Origin of the sequence: Streptomyces sp. NPDC038707 (assembly GCF_040636485.1) — a bacterium.
Taxonomy (GTDB): domain Bacteria; phylum Actinomycetota; class Actinomycetes; order Streptomycetales; family Streptomycetaceae; genus Streptomyces.
In genome coordinates this window covers 26,810-46,063 of record NZ_JBEZUP010000035.1, presented here as the reverse complement: position 1 = coordinate 46,063, position 19,254 = coordinate 26,810, and the positions used below count along the sequence as shown (strand labels likewise).

Annotated in this window: 1 protein-coding gene (running past one end of the window); it reads left to right on the top strand. The window is 75.1% G+C overall.

Annotated elements, in window-relative coordinates; translation table 11 throughout:
* A protein-coding gene (locus AB0E62_RS32675; RefSeq protein ID WP_362202131.1) for a type I polyketide synthase crosses the window boundary here: on the top strand, positions 1-19,254 show its 3' portion. Its footprint begins 8,496 nt before the window's first position; the window shows 19,254 of its 27,750 coding nt (coding positions 8,497-27,750); the start codon falls outside the window, past its left edge; its stop codon occupies positions 19,252-19,254.

Sequence of the window (19,254 nt, the reverse complement as noted above, 5' to 3'; positions counted from 1 at the left end):
GACCGGGCCGCACACCACCTCGCCGCCACCCTGGCCGGTACCGACGGCGAGGACCAGGTCGCGATCCGGTCGGCCGGGCGCAGCGGCCGGCGTCTCGTCCGGTACACGGCTCCCGTGCCCGCCGCCGGCGAGTTCACCGCGCGCGGGACCGTGCTCGTCACCGGGGGCACCGGTGGCCTCGGCGGCGAGGTCGCGCGCTGGCTCGCCCGTTCCGGCGCCGCCGAGCTCGTACTGACCAGCAGGCGCGGTCCCGACGCGCCCGGAGCCGACGAGCTCCGCGCCGAGCTGCGGGAACTGGGCACACGCGTCGAGATCATCGCCTGCGACGTGGCCGACCGGGCCGCGCTGGCCGCGGTGCTCGCCGAGCACCCGGTGACCGGTGTGGTGCACACCGCGGGTGTCAGTGACATGAAGGCGCTCGCGGACACCGGCCTCGCCGAGTTCGAGTCCGTGCTGTCGGCGAAGGTGGCCGGCGCCCTCAACCTCGACGCCCTGGTCGGCGACGTGGACTTCTTCGTGCTGTTCGGCTCCGTCGCCGGAACGATCGGCAGCGGCGGCCAGGCGTCCTACAGCGCAGCCAACGCCTACCTGGACGCCATCGCCGAGACCCGTGCCGCACGCGGCCTGGCCGCCACGTCCGTGGCGTGGGGACCGTGGGCCGAGGCCGGCATGGCGACCGACGACGCCATGACCGCGAACCTGCTGCGGCAGGGCCTGCGGTTCATCGCGCCGGCCGCCGGCATCGCCGAGCTCCGTAACGCCGTCGTGCGCGGCGACACCACCGTCACCGTCGCCGACGTGGACTGGACGCGCTATGCGCCGGTCTTCACCGCCTCCCGTCGCAGCCCACTGCTCGCGGCGCTGCCTGAGGCGGCGGCACGGGCCGAGGACGCGAGCGGCCGCACGGAGTTCGCCGCCCGCTTCGCCGCACTGCCCGCCGAGCAGCGAGAGCGGCAGCTCGTCGACCTCGTCCGCACCGAGGCCGCCGCCGTGCTCGGCCACGACTCCGTGGACGGCGTGCCGGAGCAGCGGGCCTTCCGCGACGGCGGATTCGACTCGCTGACCGCCGTCGAACTGCGCAAGCGCCTCAGCCGCGTCACCGGCCAGGCGCTGCCCAGCACCATGGTGTTCGACTACCCGACGCCGTCGGCACTGGCTCGCTTCCTGGCCGAGGAACTGCTCGACGCCGGTGGCGCCGCCGCGCAGGTGACCGCCGCGACCGGCTCCCTCGACGAGCCCATCGCGATCGTCGGCATGGCATGCCGGTTCCCGGGCGGTGCCACCACCCCCGAGCAGTTCTGGGCCCTCGTCGAGGACGGCGTCGACGCCAGCAGCGAATGGCCCGTGGACCGCGGCTGGGACGCGGCCGCGCTGTACGACGCGGACCCGGACAAACCCCACACCACCTACACCACGCGCGGCGGCTTCCTGCACGACGCCGGCGACTTCGACCCGGCGTTCTTCGGCATCTCGCCGCGTGAGGCCCTGTCCATGGATCCGCAGCAGCGCCTGCTGCTGGAGACCTCGTGGGAGGCGCTGGAGCGGGCCGGCATCGGCCCGGCCACGCTGCGCGGAACCATGACCGGCACCTTCGTCGGGTCCAGCTTCCAGGAGTACGGCGCCCAGCACGTCGAGGACCTGGAGACGCACGTCGTCACCAGCACCATCCCGAGCGTACTGTCCGGCCGCCTCGCCTACGTGTTCGGGCTGGAGGGCCCGGCGGTCACCGTGGACACCGCCTGCTCCTCCTCGCTGGTGGCCATGCACCTGGCCTGCCAGTCACTGCGCAACGGCGAGACCACGCTGGCACTCGCCGGCGGCGCGACCGTGATGCCGAGCCCCGGGCCGTTCACGGCGTTCAGCCGGCAGCGGGCGCTCGCCCGCGACGGCCGGTCCAAGGCGTTCGCGGAGGGCGCGGACGGCATGGCGCTCGGCGAGGGCGTCGGCATGGTGCTGCTGGAGAAGCTGTCCGACGCGCAGGCCAACGGCCACCCGGTGCTCGCGGTGATCCGCGGCTCCGCCGTCAACCAGGACGGTGCGTCCAACGGCCTCAGCGCGCCGAACGGGCCTTCGCAGCAGCGGGTCATCCGGCAGGCGCTGGCCAACGCGCGGCTGGCACCGTCCGACGTGGACGTCGTGGAGGCGCATGGCACCGGCACCGCGCTGGGTGACCCGATCGAGACCCAGGCGCTGCAGGCCACCTACGGCGTGGACCGGGACCCGGAGCGGCCGCTGCTGCTCGGCTCCGTGAAATCCAACATCGGCCACACGCAGTCCGCCGCGGGCGTCGCCGGTGTCATGAAGATGGTGCTGGCTCTGCAGAACCGCGTGCTGCCGCCCACGCTGCACGCCGGGACGCCGTCCTCGCACATCGACTGGAGCGCCGGCACCGTCCAGCTGCTGCAGGAGGCCCGGCCGTGGGAGCCGGGGGAGCGGGTGCGCCGCGCCGCCGTGTCGTCGTTCGGCATCAGCGGCACCAACGTCCACGTCGTGCTGGAGGAATCACCGGCCGCGCCCGCACCGGCCGAGCGCGCGGCCGTGCCCGTCCCGGCCGTACTGCCGCTCGTGCTGTCGGCGCGGTCCGCGCCCGCGCTGCGGGACCAGGCAGCCCGCCTGGTCGGCCTGGACGCGGATTCGGTCGACCTCGGCTACTCGCTGGTGACCTCGCGCTCGCTGTTCGAGCACCGGGCCGTGGTCATCGACCGCGACGCCCTGGACGGCTACGCCCGTGGCGAGGCGTCGCGCGAGGTGGTCGGGGGCGTGGCGGACGTCGAGGGCCGGACCGTGTTCGTGTTCCCCGGCCAGGGCTCGCAGTGGGCCGGCATGGGAGCGCAGCTGCTCGACGAATCGCCGGTGTTCGCGGAGCACATCAAAGAATGCGCCGTCGCGCTGTCGGAGTTCACGGACTGGTCCCTGCTGGACGTGCTCCGGCAGGCCGAGGGCGCGCCGGGCCTCGAGCGCGTCGATGTCGTGCAGCCCGCGTCGTTCGCGGTGATGGTGGCGCTGGCGGCACTGTGGCGGTCGCAGGGCGTGCACCCGGACGCCGTGGTGGGCCACTCCCAGGGTGAGATCGCCGCGTCGGTGGTCGCCGGTGCGCTCTCCCTCAGGGACGGTGCCCGCGTGGTCGCCCTGCGCAGTCAGGTGATCGCGCGGCGGCTGGCGGGCAGGGGCGGCTTGATGTCGGTGCCACTGCCCGCGGACCGCGTCGAGCCGCTGCTGCCCTTGGACGGTTCGGTGCAGATCGCGGCCGTCAACGGGCCTGGATCGGTCGTCCTGGCCGGTGTTCCCGCCGCGTTGGAGACCATGTCCGACACGCTCACCGCAGATGGCGTCCGCGTGCGGAGGATCGCCGTGGACTATGCCTCGCACTCCGCTCAGGTCGAGGACATCCGGGACGAGCTGCTCGAACTCCTCGCCCCGATCCGGCCGCGGACCGCCGAGGTGCCGTTCTACTCGACCGTGACGAGCGAGTGGCTCGACACCACGGTCATGGACGCCGGCTACTGGTACCGCAACCTGCGCGGCACCGTGAACTTCGGCCCGGCCGTCACCACCCTGCTCGGCGAGGGTCACCGCGCGTTCATCGAGTGCAGCCCGCACCCGGTGCTGCGGGTGGGGATGACCGAGGCGGTCGACGCGGCCGGCGTGCGGGCCGTGGTGACCGGAACGCTGCGCCGTGACAAGGGCGGCCTGGACCGCGTCCTCACGTCGTTCGCCGAGGCGTTCGTACGGGGCGTCGACGTGGACTGGGCCGCGCTGTACGAGGGTGGCCGCCGGATCGACCTGCCCACCTACGCGTTCCAGCACGAACGCCTGTGGATCCCGGTGCCGTCACCCGCGGTCGCCGGTGGCACGGACCCGGTCGAGGCGGACTTCTGGCAGGCCGTCGAGAGCGGCGATCTGGCCTCGCTCACCACCGACCTCGCCGTGGACGAGAACGCTCTCGCGTCGGTGCTGCCCGGGCTGTCGGCATGGCGCGGCCGCCGCCGCGAGGAGTCCACCGTGGACGCCTGGCGGTACCGCGTGTCGTGGACGCCGGTGAGTACGGGCACCGCGCGGCTGACCGGACGCTGGCTCGTGGTCACCGCCGACGGTGTCGCCGACGAGGACGTGGTCTCCGCGCTGGCCGCACACGGTGCCACGCCGGAGCGGCTCGTCCTCGACGCCGCATGTGCCGACCGGGCCGTGCTCGCCGGGCGCCTCGACGGCTTCGACGAGGTCACGGGAGTGGTATCGCTGGTGGCGGGTGCCGAGCGCCCGCTCGGGGGCCGCTCCGCGTTGAACGAGGGCCTCGCGCTGACCGTGGCGCTCGTGCAGGCCCTCGGTGACGCCGGCATCGGCGCCCGGCTGTGGTTCCTCACCCGTGCCGCCGTGTCGACGGGCCGTGCCGACGAGGTGCGCAACCCCGGCCAGGCACAGGTGCTCGGCGTCGGCTGGACCGCCGCGCTCGAGCACGCGCAGCGGATCGGCGGCACCGTGGACCTGCCGGTCGAACTGGACGCCCGCGCGGCGGGCCGGCTCGCCGCCGTGCTGTCCGGCGCGACGGGAGAGGACCAGCTCGCCGTGCGTTCCGCCGGCACGCTGGCGCGGCGGATCGTCCGTGCGCCGAAGACCGCCGACAGTTCGGGCTGGACCGCCCGCGGCACCGTCCTGGTCACCGGCGGCACCGGCACCCTGGCCCCGCACCTCGCCCGCTGGCTCGCCGACCGGGGCGCGGAGCGCATCGTGCTCACGAGCCGCCGCGGCCCGGCCGCCCCCGGCGCCGCCGACCTGGTCGCGGAGCTGACCGAGCGCGGTGCCGTCGCCGAGGTCGTGGCCTGCGACATCACCGACCGCGACGCCGTGGCCGCCCTGCTGGACCGGCTGCGTGCCGACGGGCCGCCGCTGCGGACCGTGGTGCACACGGCCGCGGTGATCGAGCTCCACACCATCGCCGACACCACCCTCGACCAGTTCGAGCGGGTGCTGGACGCGAAGGTGACCGGTGCCCGCATCCTCGACGAGCTGCTCGCCGCGGACGAGCTGGACGACTTCGTGCTCTACTCGTCCACCGCGGGCATGTGGGGCTCCGGCGCGCACGCCGCGTACGTCGCGGGCAACGCGTACCTGCACGCGCTGGCCGAGCGCCGCCGCGCCCGCGGACTGCCGGCCAGGTCCCTGTCGTGGGGCATCTGGGCGGACGACATGAAGCTCGGCCGGGTCGACCCGGAGCAGATCCTGCGCAGCGGCCTCGTGTTCATGGAGCCGCCGCTCGCGCTGGCGGCACTGCGGAACGCCCTGGACGGGGACGCCACCGCACTCGCGATCGCCGACATCGACTGGGACCGCTACCACGAGGTGTTCACCGCCACCAGGCCGACGACGCTGTTCGACGAGATCCCTGAGGTCAAGGCGCTCACCGAGGTCCGGGAACAGCAGACCGCGACCGAGGGTGCCGACGGCGAGTTCGCCGCCGGGCTGCGGGCGCTGCCCGCCGCGGAGCGGCAGCGCACACTGCTGGACCTGGTGCGCGGCCTGGCCGCCACCGTGCTCGGCTACACCTCCGGCGACGCGCTCGGCGAACAGCGGGCGTTCCGCGACGCCGGCTTCGACTCCGTGACGGCGATCGACCTGCGTACCCGGATCGCCGACGCGACCGGCCTCACGCTGCCCAGCACCATCGTCTTCGACTACCCGAACCCGGTCGCGCTGACCGAGTTCCTGCTGTCGGAGATCGCCGGCGACGCGCCGGCGGCCACGGGCACCGCCGCCTCGGCGGCCGCGGTCGACGAGCCCATCGCCGTCATCGGCATGAGCTGCCGCTACCCGGGCGGGGCCAACTCGCCCGAGGATCTGTGGCGGCTGGTCACCGAGGGCGTCGACGCGATCAGCGGCTTCCCCGCGGACCGCGGCTGGCACGCGGACGAGCTGTACGACCCGGACCCCGACCGCGCCGGGAAGACGTACTCGGTGCAGGGCGGCTTCCTGCGGGACGCCGCGGAGTTCGACGCGGACTTCTTCGGCATCTCGCCGCGTGAGGCGCTGGCCATGGACCCGCAGCAGCGGCTGCTGCTGGAGACGGCGTGGGAGGCCTTCGAACGGGCCGGCCTCGACCCGCACGCTCTGCACGGCAGCCTCACCGGCACGTTCATCGGCGCCAGCTACCAGGACTACACGGCGTCGGTGTCGCGCACCGCGGACAGCTCCGAGGGCCACATGGTCACCGGTTCGCTGGGCAGCATCCTGTCCGGCCGCCTGGCGTACCTGCTCGGCCTGGAGGGCCCCGCCGTCACGCTGGACACCGCCTGCTCGTCGTCGCTGGTGGCGATCCACCTCGCCGCGCAGTCGCTGCGCAACGGGGAGAGCACGATGGCGCTGGCCGGCGGCGTGAGCATCATGTCCAACCCGGGTGCGTTCATCGGGTTCTCCCGGCAGCGGGCGCTCGCCGTGGACGGACGGTGCAAGGCGTACTCCGACGACGCCGACGGCATGACCCTCGCCGAGGGCGTCGGCGTGGTGCTGCTGGAGAAGCTGTCCGACGCGCAGGCCAACGGGCACAAGGTGCTCGCCGTGCTCAAGGGCTCGGCGGTGAACCAGGACGGCGCGTCCAACGGCCTGACCGCGCCGAACGGGCCCTCGCAGCAGCGGGTCATCCGGGCGGCGCTGGCCAACGCCCGGCTGACGGCGTCCGACGTCGACGTGATCGAGGGCCACGGCACCGGCACCGCGCTCGGCGACCCGATCGAGGCGCAGGCGCTGTTCGGGACCTACGGCCGGGACCGCGATCCGCAGCGGCCGCTGCTGCTCGGCTCCGTGAAGTCCAACATCGGCCACACCCAGATGGCCTCCGGCGTGGCCAGCGTGATCAAGCTCGTGCTGGCCATGCAGCAGGGCGTACTGCCGCGGACCCTGCACGCGGAGACGCCGTCCACGCACGTCGACTGGTCCAGTGGTGCCATCAGCCTGCTGACCGAGCAGGTGCCGTGGCCGGAGACGGGCCGGGCGCGCCGCGCCGCCGTGTCGTCGTTCGGGCTCAGCGGCACGAACGTGCACGCGATCCTGGAACAGGCGCCGGTCGTGGAGGAGCCGGCCGCGCCGCGCACCGACGGCGCGGTGCCGTTCGTCCTGTCCGCACGGACCGACGCCGCGCTGCGGGCGCAGGCCGGGCGGCTGCTCGACCTCCTGCGCACCCGGCCCGACACGCACCCGGCCGACCTCGCGTACTCGCTGGCGACCGGCCGCTCGGCGTTCGAGCGGCGCGCCGCCGTCGTCGCGACGGACCTGGCCGAGCTGGGCAGCGGCCTGACGGCCGTGCGGGACGGGGTGCCGGGCGCGGGCGTGGTGCGCGGCTCGGCGGAGCGCGGCGGCCTGGCCGTGCTGTTCACCGGCCAGGGCGCGCAGCGCGGCGGCATGGGCCGTGAACTGTACGAGCGCTTCCCGGTGTTCGCCGACGCCCTCGACGAGGTGCTGCTGCACCTCGACAGCGAGCTGGACCGCCCGCTGCGGGACGTGATGTGGGCGGACGACACCACGGAGCTGGACCGCACCGGCTACACCCAGCCGGCGCTGTTCGCCGTGGAGGTGGCCCTCTACCGGCTCGTGGAGTCCTGGGGCGTACGGCCGGACCACCTCGCCGGCCACTCGGTCGGCGAGCTCGCCGCCGCGCACGTCGCCGGCGTGCTGTCGCTGGCCGACGCCACGAAGCTCGTCGCCGCGCGCGGACGGCTGATGCAGGCGCTGCCCGAGGGCGGCGCGATGGTCTCCGTACGGGCGTCCGAGGCGGTCGTCGCGCCGCGCCTCGACGAGCGGCGCGTGTCCCTCGCCGCGATCAACGGTCCGGAGTCCGTGGTGATCGCCGGTGACGAGGACGTGGTGCTGGCACTGGCCGAGGGCTTCGAGGCCGACGGGTACCGTACGCGGCGGCTGCGGGTGAGCCATGCCTTCCACTCGCCGCGCATGGACGCGGTGCTCGACGACTTCCGCCGGGTCGCGGCGACCCTGACGTACCGGCCGCCGCGCATCCCGGTCCTGTCCAACGTGACCGGCGAGCCGGTCACCGCCGAGCAGGTCTGCGACCCCGAGTACTGGGTGCGGCACGTGCGCGCCGCGGTGCGGTTCGCCGACGGCGTCACCTGGCTGGCCGGACAGGGCGTACGCGCCTTCCTGGAGCTCGGCCCGGACGCGGTGCTGACCGGCATGGCGCGGGAGAGCCTGCCCGAGGACGGCGTCGCGGTGGTGGCTTCACAGCGGCGCGACCGCTCCGAGACCGCCGCCGTCGGCGCGGCGGTCGCGGCCCTGCACGTCCACGGCGTCCCCGTCGAGTGGACGGCGTTCTTCGCGGACAGCGGTGCCCGCCGGATCGACGTGCCGACCTACGCGTTCCAGCACGAGCGCTTCTGGCCCGAGCGGGACGCCGACCCGGCGCTGACGCCCGGCGACACCGTCGACGCCGCGTTCTGGGCGGCCGTCGCGGAGGCGGACGTCGACTCCCTCGCCACCGACCTCGGCCTGCCCGCCGGCACCGTCTCGGCGATGGTGCCCGCGCTGTCGGCCTGGCGTCGCCGCCGCGACGAGGAGTCCACCGCGGACTCCCTGCGCTACCGCGTCGTCTGGGCCCCGATGCCCGGCAGCTCCACATCGCCCGGCGGCACCTGGCTGGTGCTCGCGCCCGGCGACTCGGAGTGGGTCACCGCGGCCATCGGCGGGCTCGTCGCCGCCGGGACGCACACCGTCCGGCTCGACGTCACGGAGCACGACCGGGCCGCGCTCGCCGACGCGCTGCGCGAACAGGCCGCCGGGGGCGGCTTCGCGGGCGTGGTGTCGCTGCTGTCGGCCACCGCGCCCGGCGACGGCGAGGTACCCGCGGGCCTGGCGCTGACCACCGTCGCCGTGCAGGCGCTCGGCGACGCCGGGATCACCGCACCCCTGTGGTGCGTCACGCGCGCCGCCGTCGCCGTCGACAGCACGGAGATCCCCGACCCCGACCAGGCCGCGGTGTGGGGCCTCGGCAGGGTGGCGGCGCTGGAACAGCCCGCCACCTGGGGCGGTCTGATCGACCTGCCGGCACGACTCGACGCCGTCACCGCACAGAGGCTGGGCGGCGTGCTCGCCGGGGACGGCGAGGACCAGATCGCCGTGCGCGTGGCGGGTGCGTTCGTCCGCCGGCTCGCCCACGCCACCACCTGCGCGGGGCAGTCGTACAGCCCGCGTGGCACCGTGCTCATCACGGGCGGTACCGGCGGCATCGCCGGGCACGTCGCCCGCTGGCTGGCCGGGGCCGGTGCCGAGCACCTCGTACTGACGAGCCGGCGCGGCCCGGACGCGCCCGGTGCCGTGGAACTCGCCGGGGAACTGCAGGAACTCGGCGCGCGGGTCACCGTCGCCGCCTGCGATGCCGGCGACCGCGAGGCGCTGGCCGCGCTGCTCGCCGACGTCACGCCGACCGCGGTCTTCCACACCGCGGGCGTGCTGGCCGACGGCGTGCTGGACGCGCTCACGCCGGAGTCGTTCGCGACCGTGCTGCACGCCAAGGCGACGGCGGCCCGGAACCTGGACGAGCTCACCGCGGGGCTGGAACTCGACGCGTTCGTGCTGTTCTCGTCCACCACCGGAACCATCGGCGCGCCGGGGCAGGCGAACTACGCCGCCGCGAACGCCTGGCTGGACGCCTTCGCCGAGTGGCGGCGGGCGCAGGGCCGGGTGGCGACCTCGATCGCCTGGGGCCCGTGGGCCGAGGCGGGCATGGCCGCCGACGGCCGGCTGGCCGCCCGGGTGCGGCGCGGCGGGTTCGAGCCGCTGCCCCCGCTGACGGGTGTCGGCGCGCTGCGCCGGGCCATCGAGCTGGACGACGTGGCGGTGGCCGTCGCCGATGTCGACTGGGCGACGTTCGTGCCCGCGTTCGCGCTCATGCGGCCCACCCGGCTGGTCGAGGACCTGCCGGCGGTCAGGGCGCTGCGCACGGGCCCGGCCGTCGAGCGGCCGTCCGAGTCCGGCCTGCGCGCGGACCTGCTGAGCCGCAGGGAGAGCGACCGCAAGAAGGTGCTGCTGGAGCTGGTACGGGCGCAGATCGCCGCCGTGCTCGGGCACTCCGACGCGGGCCGGATCGAACACGACCGCGCGTTCCGGGACCTGGGCTTCGACTCGGTGACGACGCTGGAGCTGCGCAACGGCCTGGCCGCGGCGACCGGCACCACGCTGCCCGCGTCGCTCGTCTACGACCACCCGACACCGGCGGAGCTGGTGGACTTCCTGCTCGCCGAGATCCTCGGCACCGCGGAGGTGCCGGCGGCCGTGGTCGCCACGCGCCCCGTGGACGACGAACCGATCGCCATCGTCGGCATGGCCTGCCGCTTCCCGGGGGGCGTCGACTCGCCCGAGGAACTGTGGCAGCTCGTCGCCGGCGGCAGGGACGGCATCGGAGCGTTCCCCACGGACCGCGGCTGGGACCTGGCCGCCCTCGCGGCGGGCGCGTCGGCCACCATGGAGGGAGGCTTCCTCGAGGGCGTCGCCGACTTCGACGCGGCGTTCTTCGGCATCTCGCCGCGCGAGGCCCTGGCGATGGACCCGCAGCAGCGGCTGCTGCTGGAGACGGCGTGGGAGGCGGTGGAGCGCGCGGGCATCGACCCGACAGCGCTTCGCGGCTCGCAGACCGGCGTGTTCGTCGGCACCAACGGACAGGACTACCTGACCGTCCTGCGCACCGCCACCGAGGACGTGCGCGGCCACGCCGCCACCGGCAACACGGCGAGCGTCCTGTCCGGCCGCCTGTCGTACACGCTGGGGCTGGAGGGCCCGGCCGTCACCGTCGACACGGCGTGCTCCTCGTCGCTGGTGTCGCTGCACTGGGGCACGCGCGCGCTGCGCTCCGGCGAATGCTCGCTCGTGGTGGCGGGTGGCGTGTCCGTGATGTCCACACCGGACTCGATCATGGAGTTCACCACCCAGGGCGGGCTGTCGCCGACCGGCCGGTGCCGGTCGTTCGCCGACGACGCGGACGGCACCGCCTGGGCCGAGGGCGTAGGCGTCCTGGTGCTGGAGCGGCTGTCCGACGCGCGGGCCAACGGCCACCACGTGCTGGGCCTGGTGCGCGGCACGGCCATCAACCAGGACGGCGCGTCCAACGGTCTGACCGCGCCCAGTGGCCCGTCGCAGCAGCGGGTGATCCGCGCCGCGCTCGCCGACGCCGGTCTGACCGCACAGGACGTGGACGCGGTCGAGGCGCACGGCACCGGCACCTCGCTCGGCGACCCGATCGAGGCGCACGCGCTGCTGGCCACCTACGGCCAGGGCCGCGAGACGCCGCTGCTGCTCGGCTCCGTGAAGTCGAACCTCGGTCACACCCAGGCCGCCGCGGGTGCCGCCGCCGTCATCAAGATGGTGCTGGCGATGCGGCACGGCACCGTGCCGCCGACCCTGCACGCGGGCACGCCGTCCTCGCACGTCGACTGGTCGTCCGGCGCGGTCGAGCTTGTCACCGACCCGGTCGCGTGGCCGGAGACCGGCCGTCCGCGCCGGGCCGGAGTGTCGGCGTTCGGCATCTCCGGCACCAACGCGCACGTGGTCATCGAGCAGGCGCCGGAGGAGGAGCAGACTCCGGAAGCGGAGCGGGCCCCGGAGCCGGCTGCCGACTCCGTCAGCCCCGAGGTCCTGCCGTGGCCGGTGTCGGGGCGCACCCGTGAGGCGCTGGACGCGCAGCGGGAGCGGCTGGCGGCCTTCGCCACCGGGCACGAGCGGGTCGACGTGGCGTGGTCGCTGGTCAGCACCCGCGCCCACCTCGCCCACCGCGCGGTGCTGCTGTCCACTCCGGACGGTGTCGCGGAGACGGTCACCGGCATGGCAGGCGGCGGCTCACTGGCGGTCATGTTCTCCGGCCAGGGTTCGCAGCGGCTGGGCATGGGACGTGAGCTGTACGCACGGTTCCCGGTGTTCCGGGCGGCGCTCGACGGGGTCGTCGCGGAGCTGGAGGCCGATGTCCGTGAGGTGATGTGGAGCTCGGACGCCGACGCCCTGAACGACACCGGGTGGACGCAGCCGGCGCTGTTCGCGGTGGAAGTGGCGCTGTACCGCCTGATCGAGTCATGGGGCATCACCCCCGGCTTCGTCGCCGGTCACTCCGTCGGCGAGATCGCGGCGGCCCACGTCGCCGGTGTGCTGTCACTGGCCGACGCGGCGGCGCTGGTGTCGGCACGGGCGCGGCTGATGGCCGCGCTGCCGGCCGGTGGCGGTATGACGGCGATCGAGGCCGGCGAGGACGAGGTGCGCGCCGCGCTCGTCGACGGTACGGCGATCGCGGCGGTCAACGGCCCGCGGGCCGTTGTCGTCGCCGGTGAGAGCGAGGCGGTCGCCACGGTGGCGGCGCGGTTCGCGAGATCCCGGGAACTGCGGGTGTCGCACGCGTTCCACTCGCCGCTGATGGACCCGATGCTGGACGGGTTCCGCTCCGTGGTCGAGGGACTGTCCTTCGGCCCGGCGCAGATCCCGGTGGTGTCCAACGTGACCGGCGGCATCGCCGGCGACGAGCTGGCCACGCCGGGGTACTGGGTCCGGCACGTCCGCGAGGCGGTGCGGTTCGGCGACGGCGTGGCGACACTGCTCGACGCGGGAGTGTCGACCCTGCTCGAACTCGGCCCGGACGGGGTGCTGTCCGCGATGGCGGCCGAGACCGTGCTGGAGCGGGGCGCCGAGGCCACCGTCGTGGCGGCGCTGCGCCGCGACCGGGGTGAGGAACGCGCTGTCGTCACGGCGCTGGCCCGCCTCTACACGCAGGGCGTCGACATCGACTGGTCGGCGTTCTTCGCCGGCAGCGGCGCACGCACCGTCGACCTGCCCACCTACCCCTTCCAGCGCGAGCGGTTCTGGCCGACCGCGGCGCCCGTCACCGCCACCGATCCCGTGGACGCGGAGTTCTGGGCGGCGGTCGAGCGCGCCGACCTCGACACGCTGGCGTCGACCCTGGAGCTCGAAGGCACGGAACTGTCCGCGGTGGTGCCGGCGCTGTCGCAGTGGCGCCGCCGCCGGCGCGACCGCGCGGCCACGGTCGGCCTGCGCTACCGCGTCACATGGCGTCCCGTCCGGCAGGAACCCGGCGACGGGCGGTGGCTGGCACTCGTGCCGGCGGGCTGGGAGGCGGACGGGACCGTGGCCTCCGCAGTGGCGGCGCTGGACGCGGTGCCCGTGGTGCCGGGCGCGGACCTGCCCGACACCGACGGCTTCGCCGGGATCGTGTCCCTGCTCGCCGCCACCGACGGCGACGACGTGCCCGACGAGGCGTGGCCCGAGGCGCTGCTGGCCGCGTCCGAGGGGACCGGCTTGCCGGTCTGGCTCGTGACGCGCGGGGCCGTCGCCGTCGACGACGGCGAGCGACCGGTGCCCGCCCGCGCCGCGCTCTGGGGTGCCGGCCGGGTCGCGGCCCTCGACCACGCCGACCGCTGGGGCGGCCTGCTCGACCTGGCCGGCCCGGTGACGACCACCACCGCCGGACACCTCAGGTCCGCGCTCGGCGGCGCGGAGGACAACGTCGCCGTGCGCGAGCCCGGCGTCCTGGCCCGCAGACTGGTCCGTGCCGCGGGCCTCACCGCGGAGTGGACCGCCACCGGCACGGTGCTCGTCACCGGCGCGGACACCCCCGAGGGGGCCCGCGTGGCGCGCTGGCTGGCCGACCGTCGTGTGCCCGGCCTGCTGCTGCTCGGCGGCGACCCCGGCGACCTGGGCGTGCCGGTCACGGCGTCCGACGTGGACCCCGGGGACCGGGACGCGCTGGCCGCACTGCTTGCCGAGCACGCCGTCTCGACGGTGTTCGTCACGGGTGACGCCGGAACCGACCACCTGGCCGCACTGCTGCACGACACCCCGCTCGACGCGTTCGTGCTGTTCGGATCGGTCGCCGGCACCTGGGGCGTGCGTGACCGGGCCGGGCAGGCCGCCGCCGACGCGCGGCGCGAGGCCGTCGCCGCCGAGCGGCGGGCCCGCGGCCTGGCCGGTGTCGCCGTGGCGTTCGGTGCCTGGGCCGGCAGCGAGCGCGACGGGATGGCCCGGCACCTGGAGCTCAACGGCCTGCCGGCCATGGAACCCGGCCGGGCGCTCGCCGCCCTGGACGGCGTGCTCGGCGGCACCGTCGATGTCACGGTCGCCGACGTGGCGTGGGAGACCTTCGCTCCCGCCTTCCTGCGCACCCGGCGCAGCGGGCTGTTCAGCGAGCTGCCGGAGGCCGCCGTCGCACGACCGGCGGGTGGTCTGCGCGACCGCCTGCTCGCCCTGCCCGAGCAGGACCGCGCCCCCGAGGTGCGCAGCCTGGTCCGTGACCGGGTGGCCGCGGTGCTCGGCCACGCGGGCGGTACGGCGATCGAGCCGGACCTGCCGTTCAAGGACCTCGGCATCGACTCGCTGACCGCGGTGGACCTGCGCAACCAGCTCACCGAGCTGAGCGGGCTGCCGCTGCCGGCCACTCTGGCCTTCGACCATCCGACGCCTGCCGCGCTGGCCGACCACCTGCTCGCCGAGCTGCTCGGGGAACGGACCGAGGACCTTGCGCCGGTGCGCGCCGTCGTCGCCGACGACGACCCGGTGGTCATCGTCGGCATGGCCTGCCGCTACCCGGGCGGTGTCGGCTCGCCGGAAGATCTGTGGGACCTGATCGTCGCGGGCGCCGACGCCATCGGCCCCATGCCCACGGACCGCGGCTGGGACCTGGCAGGACTGTTCGGGCCGGGACCGGACGGCCGGCCGCGCACGGTGGCGCGCGGCGGCGGTTTCCTGCCCGGAGCGGCCGACTTCGACCCGGCGGTCTTCGGCATCTCGCCGCGCGAGGCGCTCATCATGGACCCGCAGCAGCGGTTGGTGCTGGAGTCGGCGTGGGAGGCGCTGGAGCGGGCCGGCCTCGACCCGGCCGGTCTGCGCGGCTCGGACACGGGCGTGTACGTCGGCGGCATCAGCGGCGACTACCGGCCCGTCGCCGACGGGCGCGACTGGCAGACCGCGCAGTCGGCGAGCCTGCTGTCCGGCCGCCTCGCCTACACCTTCGGCCTGGAGGGACCGACCGTCTCGGTGGACACGGCGTGCTCGTCGTCGCTGGTCGCGATGCACCTGGCGGCTCAGGCGCTGCGGTCCGGCGAGACCGGCCTGGCGCTGGCCGGCGGTGTGACGGTGATGTCCACACCGGTCAACTTCGTGGAATTCACCGACCTCGGCGCGCTGTCGCCGGACGGCCGCTGCAAGGCGTTCTCCGACGCCGCGGACGGCACCGGCTGGGCCGAGGGCGTGGGCATGATCGTCCTGGAGCGGCTGTCCGACGCGCGGCGCAACGGCCACGAGGTGCTGGCGGTCCTGCGCGGCTCGGCGATCAACCAGGACGGCGCCTCCAACGGCCTGACCGCGCCGAGCGGCCCCGCGCAGCAGCGGGTCATCCGCCGGGCGCTGGCCGCCGCCGGCCTGGCACCGTCCGACGTGGACGCCGTGGAGGCGCACGGCACCGGCACCAGGCTGGGCGACCCGATCGAGGCGCAGGCGCTGCTGGCGACCTACGGCCGTGACCGGGAGACCCCGCTGCTGCTGGGTTCCGTGAAGTCGAACATCGGCCACACCCAGGCCGCGTCCGGTGTCGCCGGTGTCATCAAGATGGTGATGGCCATGCGGCACGGCATGCTGCCGCGGACCCTGCACGCCGGCACACCGTCCTCGCACGTGGACTGGTCGTCCGGCGCGGTACGGCTCGTCACCGAGGCGACGGCCTGGCCGGCGGCCGGCCGGGCCCGCCGCGCGGCGGTGTCGTCCTTCGGCGCCAGCGGCACCAACGCGCACCTGATCCTGGAACAGGCGCCGCCGGTCGTGACCGAGACGGTGCCCGAGCGTCCGCACGGCATGCTGGCGCTGCCGCTCTCCGCGGTGACCGGTGCGGCGCTGCGCGACCAGGCCCGCCGGCTGCTCGACACGGACATCACCTCGCTGCCGGACCTGGGTCTCTCCCTCGGCACCACCCGCAGCGTGTTCGACCGGCGCGCCGCCGTGCTCGCGGCCGACGTCGACGCCCTGCGGGCCGGACTCACCGCCCTCGCCGAGGGAACGCGGTCGGCGGCCGTGGTCACGGACCGCGCCGGCAGCGGCCACGTGGCGTTCCTGTTCACCGGGCAGGGCGCGCAGCGCGTCGGCATGGGCCGTCGCCTGCACGAGCTGTACCCGGTGTTCGCAGAGGCGTTCGACGAGGTCGTCGCGGAGCTGGACCCGCTTCTGGCACGGCCGCTGCGTGAGGTGATGTGGGAAGGCACGGACGGCGCGCTCGACCGTACGGAGTTCACCCAGCCCGCGCTGTTCGCGCTGGAAGTGGCCCTGTACCGGCTGGTGGAGTCCTGGGGCGTCAGGCCCGACTTCCTGGTCGGGCACTCCGTCGGCGAGCTGGCCGCGGCCCACGTCGCCGGCGTGTTCTCGCTGGCCGACGCGGTGGCACTGGTCACTGCCCGCGGGCGGCTGATGCAGGCGCTGCCGGCCGGCGGCGCGATGGTCTCCGTACAGGCGTCCGAGGACGAGGTGATCCCGCTGCTCACCGATGCCGTGTCCATCGCGGCGGTGAACGGCCCGCAGGCGGTGGTGATCGCCGGTGACGCCGACGCGGCCGAGGCGCTCGCCGCGCACTTCGCGCGGCAGGGACGCAGGACCAGGCGGCTGAACGTCAGCCACGCGTTCCACTCCCCGCACATGGACGCGATGCTCGCCGACTTCGAGCGCGTCGCCCACCGGGTGACCTACCACGTTCCGACGACACGGCTGGTCTCCACGCTCACCGGCGTGGTCGTCGAGCCGGGTGGCCTCGTCACCGACCCGGCGTACTGGGTCCGGCACGTCCGCGACGCGGTCCGGTTCGCCGACGGGGTGCGGACCCTGCTGGCCCGTGGTGTCACGACGTTCCTGGAGATCGGCCCCGACGCCGTGCTCACCGCGATGGCGCAGGACACCATCGCGATGAACGGCGCGGGACCGGTCGCGGTGGCCTCGCTGCGCCGCGACCGGGACGAGGACACGGCACTGGCCGCGGCCCTCGGCACGCTGTTCACGCGCGGCGTCCGCATCGACTGGGCCGGCGTGCACGCCGGCGCCGGCCGGATCGGGCTGCCCACGTACCCCTTCCAGCACGAGAGGTTCTGGCCGCAGACCACGGCGACCACGGCCCTGCCCGCCGGCCGGCGCGACGACGACCGGTTCTGGGCGGCCGTCCAGGACACCGACCTCGCATCGCTTCAGTCCCTGCTCGACGTCGACGGCGAGGCACTGGCGAAGGTCATGCCGAAGCTGCTCGACTGGCGGCGCGCGAAGGACGAGCAGGCCACGGTGGACAGCTGGCGGCACCGGATCGTGTGGCGCCCCGTCGCCGGACGCCGTGCCGCCGTCACGGGTACCTGGCTCGCGGTGCTGCCGGCCGGCCCGGCCGACGACGCCTGGGCGGACAGCGTGGTCGGCGCGCTCGGCACGGACACCGTCCGGGTCGAGATCGGCGACACCGACCGTGAGCGGGTGGCCGCACGGCTGCGCGAGGTCGTGGACGGTACGCACATCGCGGGCGTCCTCTCGCTGCTGGCGCTGGACGAGACGATGGTCGGCGCCGTACCGAACGGCGTGCTGCTGACCACCGCGCTCGTGCAGGCCCTCGGCGACGCCGGCATCACCGCGCCGCTGTGGTGCGCCACCCGTGGCGCGGTGTCGGTGGACGCGGGCGAGCCGCCGGCGCGCCCGGTGCAGGCGGCGGTGTGGGGCCTCGGGCGCATCGTGGCCCTCGAACACCCCGACCGCTGGGGCGGTCTCGTGGACCTGCCGTCCCCGCTGGACGGGGCCGCGGCCGCCCGGCTCCCGGGAGCGCTGTCCGGCGAGGGCGGCGAGGACCAGGTCGCGGTGCGGCCGGGCGCGGTGTTCGGCCGCCGGCTCGTCGCGGCGCCGGCGGCCGATCCGGACCGCCTGTGGACGCCGGACGGCACGGTCCTGGTGACCGGCGGCACCGGCGCGCTGGCCGGGCACGTCGCCAGGTCGCTCGCCGCGGAGGGCGTGCCGCACGTGCTGCTCGCCAGCCGCCGCGGCGAGGCCGCGCCCGGCGCCGCCGGACTGCGGGCGGAACTGGAGGGGCTCGGCACACGGGTCACCCTCGCGGCGTGCGACGTGGCCGACCGCGACGGCCTGACCGCGCTGCTGGACAGTATCCCGGCCGAGCACCCGCTGACCGCGGTCGTGCACACGGCGGGTGTGCTGGACGACGGCGTGGTCGACGCCCTGACGCCGGACCGCTTCCAGGACGTGTTCCGTGCCAAGGTGACCTCAGCGCTGCTGCTCGACGAGCTGACACGTGATCTCGACCTGAGCGGCTTCGTACTGTTCTCGTCGGCATCGGGCGCGGTGGGCAACCGCGGCCAGGCCAACTACGCCGCCGCGAACGCCGTGCTCGACGCGCTGGCCGACCGGCGCCGCGCGGAGAACCTCCCGGCCACGTCGATCGCGTGGGGCGCCTGGGGCGGCGACGGCATGGCCGCCACCGCACGCGCCGACGAGGGCGCGCGGCGTACCGGCGTCGGCGCGATGGACCCGGCGTCGGCCGTGCTGGCGCTGCGGCAGCTTGTCGCGGAGCCGGTGGCGACCGCGGTGGTGGCCCAGGTGACAGCCGCGGCGTTCCTGCGCGGCGCCACGGGGTCCCGCCTGCGGACGTTGCTCCAGGAACTGCCCGGCAGCGAGGCCCTCGAGGCCCCGGCGCCGCGGCAGGAGGAGGCGCCGCAGCTGCTGACGCGGCTCGCCGCCCTGACGCCGGTACAGCGCCGGGAGGAGATGCTGCAGCTGGTGCAGGACAGCGCGTCGGCGGTGCTCGGCCACGCCGACGCCGAACTGCTCGGACCCGACAGGGCATTCCGGGACCTGGGGTTCGACTCGCTGAGCGGCGTGGAACTGCGCAACCGGCTCACCGCCGCTACCGGGCTGACGTTGCCGTCCACGCTGGTGTTCGACCAGCCGACGCCCTCGGCGATGACCGCCTACCTGCTCGACGAGCTCGGGCTCGACGAGGAGACCGACGGCGCGGTGGCCGACGGCGACGAGGCGGCCGTCCGCGCGCTGCTCGCCTCCGTGTCGCTCGGCCGGCTCCGCGAGATCGGTGTGCTGGAACCCCTGCTGCAACTGGCAGGACAGAGCACCGGACCGGCGGGCGGCAGCGAGCCGGACGACGCCGCCGAGAAGGTGGATGTCGACGAGATGACCGTGGACGACCTGGTCCGAGCCGCGCTGAACGGCTCGTCCGACCTGACGCTCGACTGA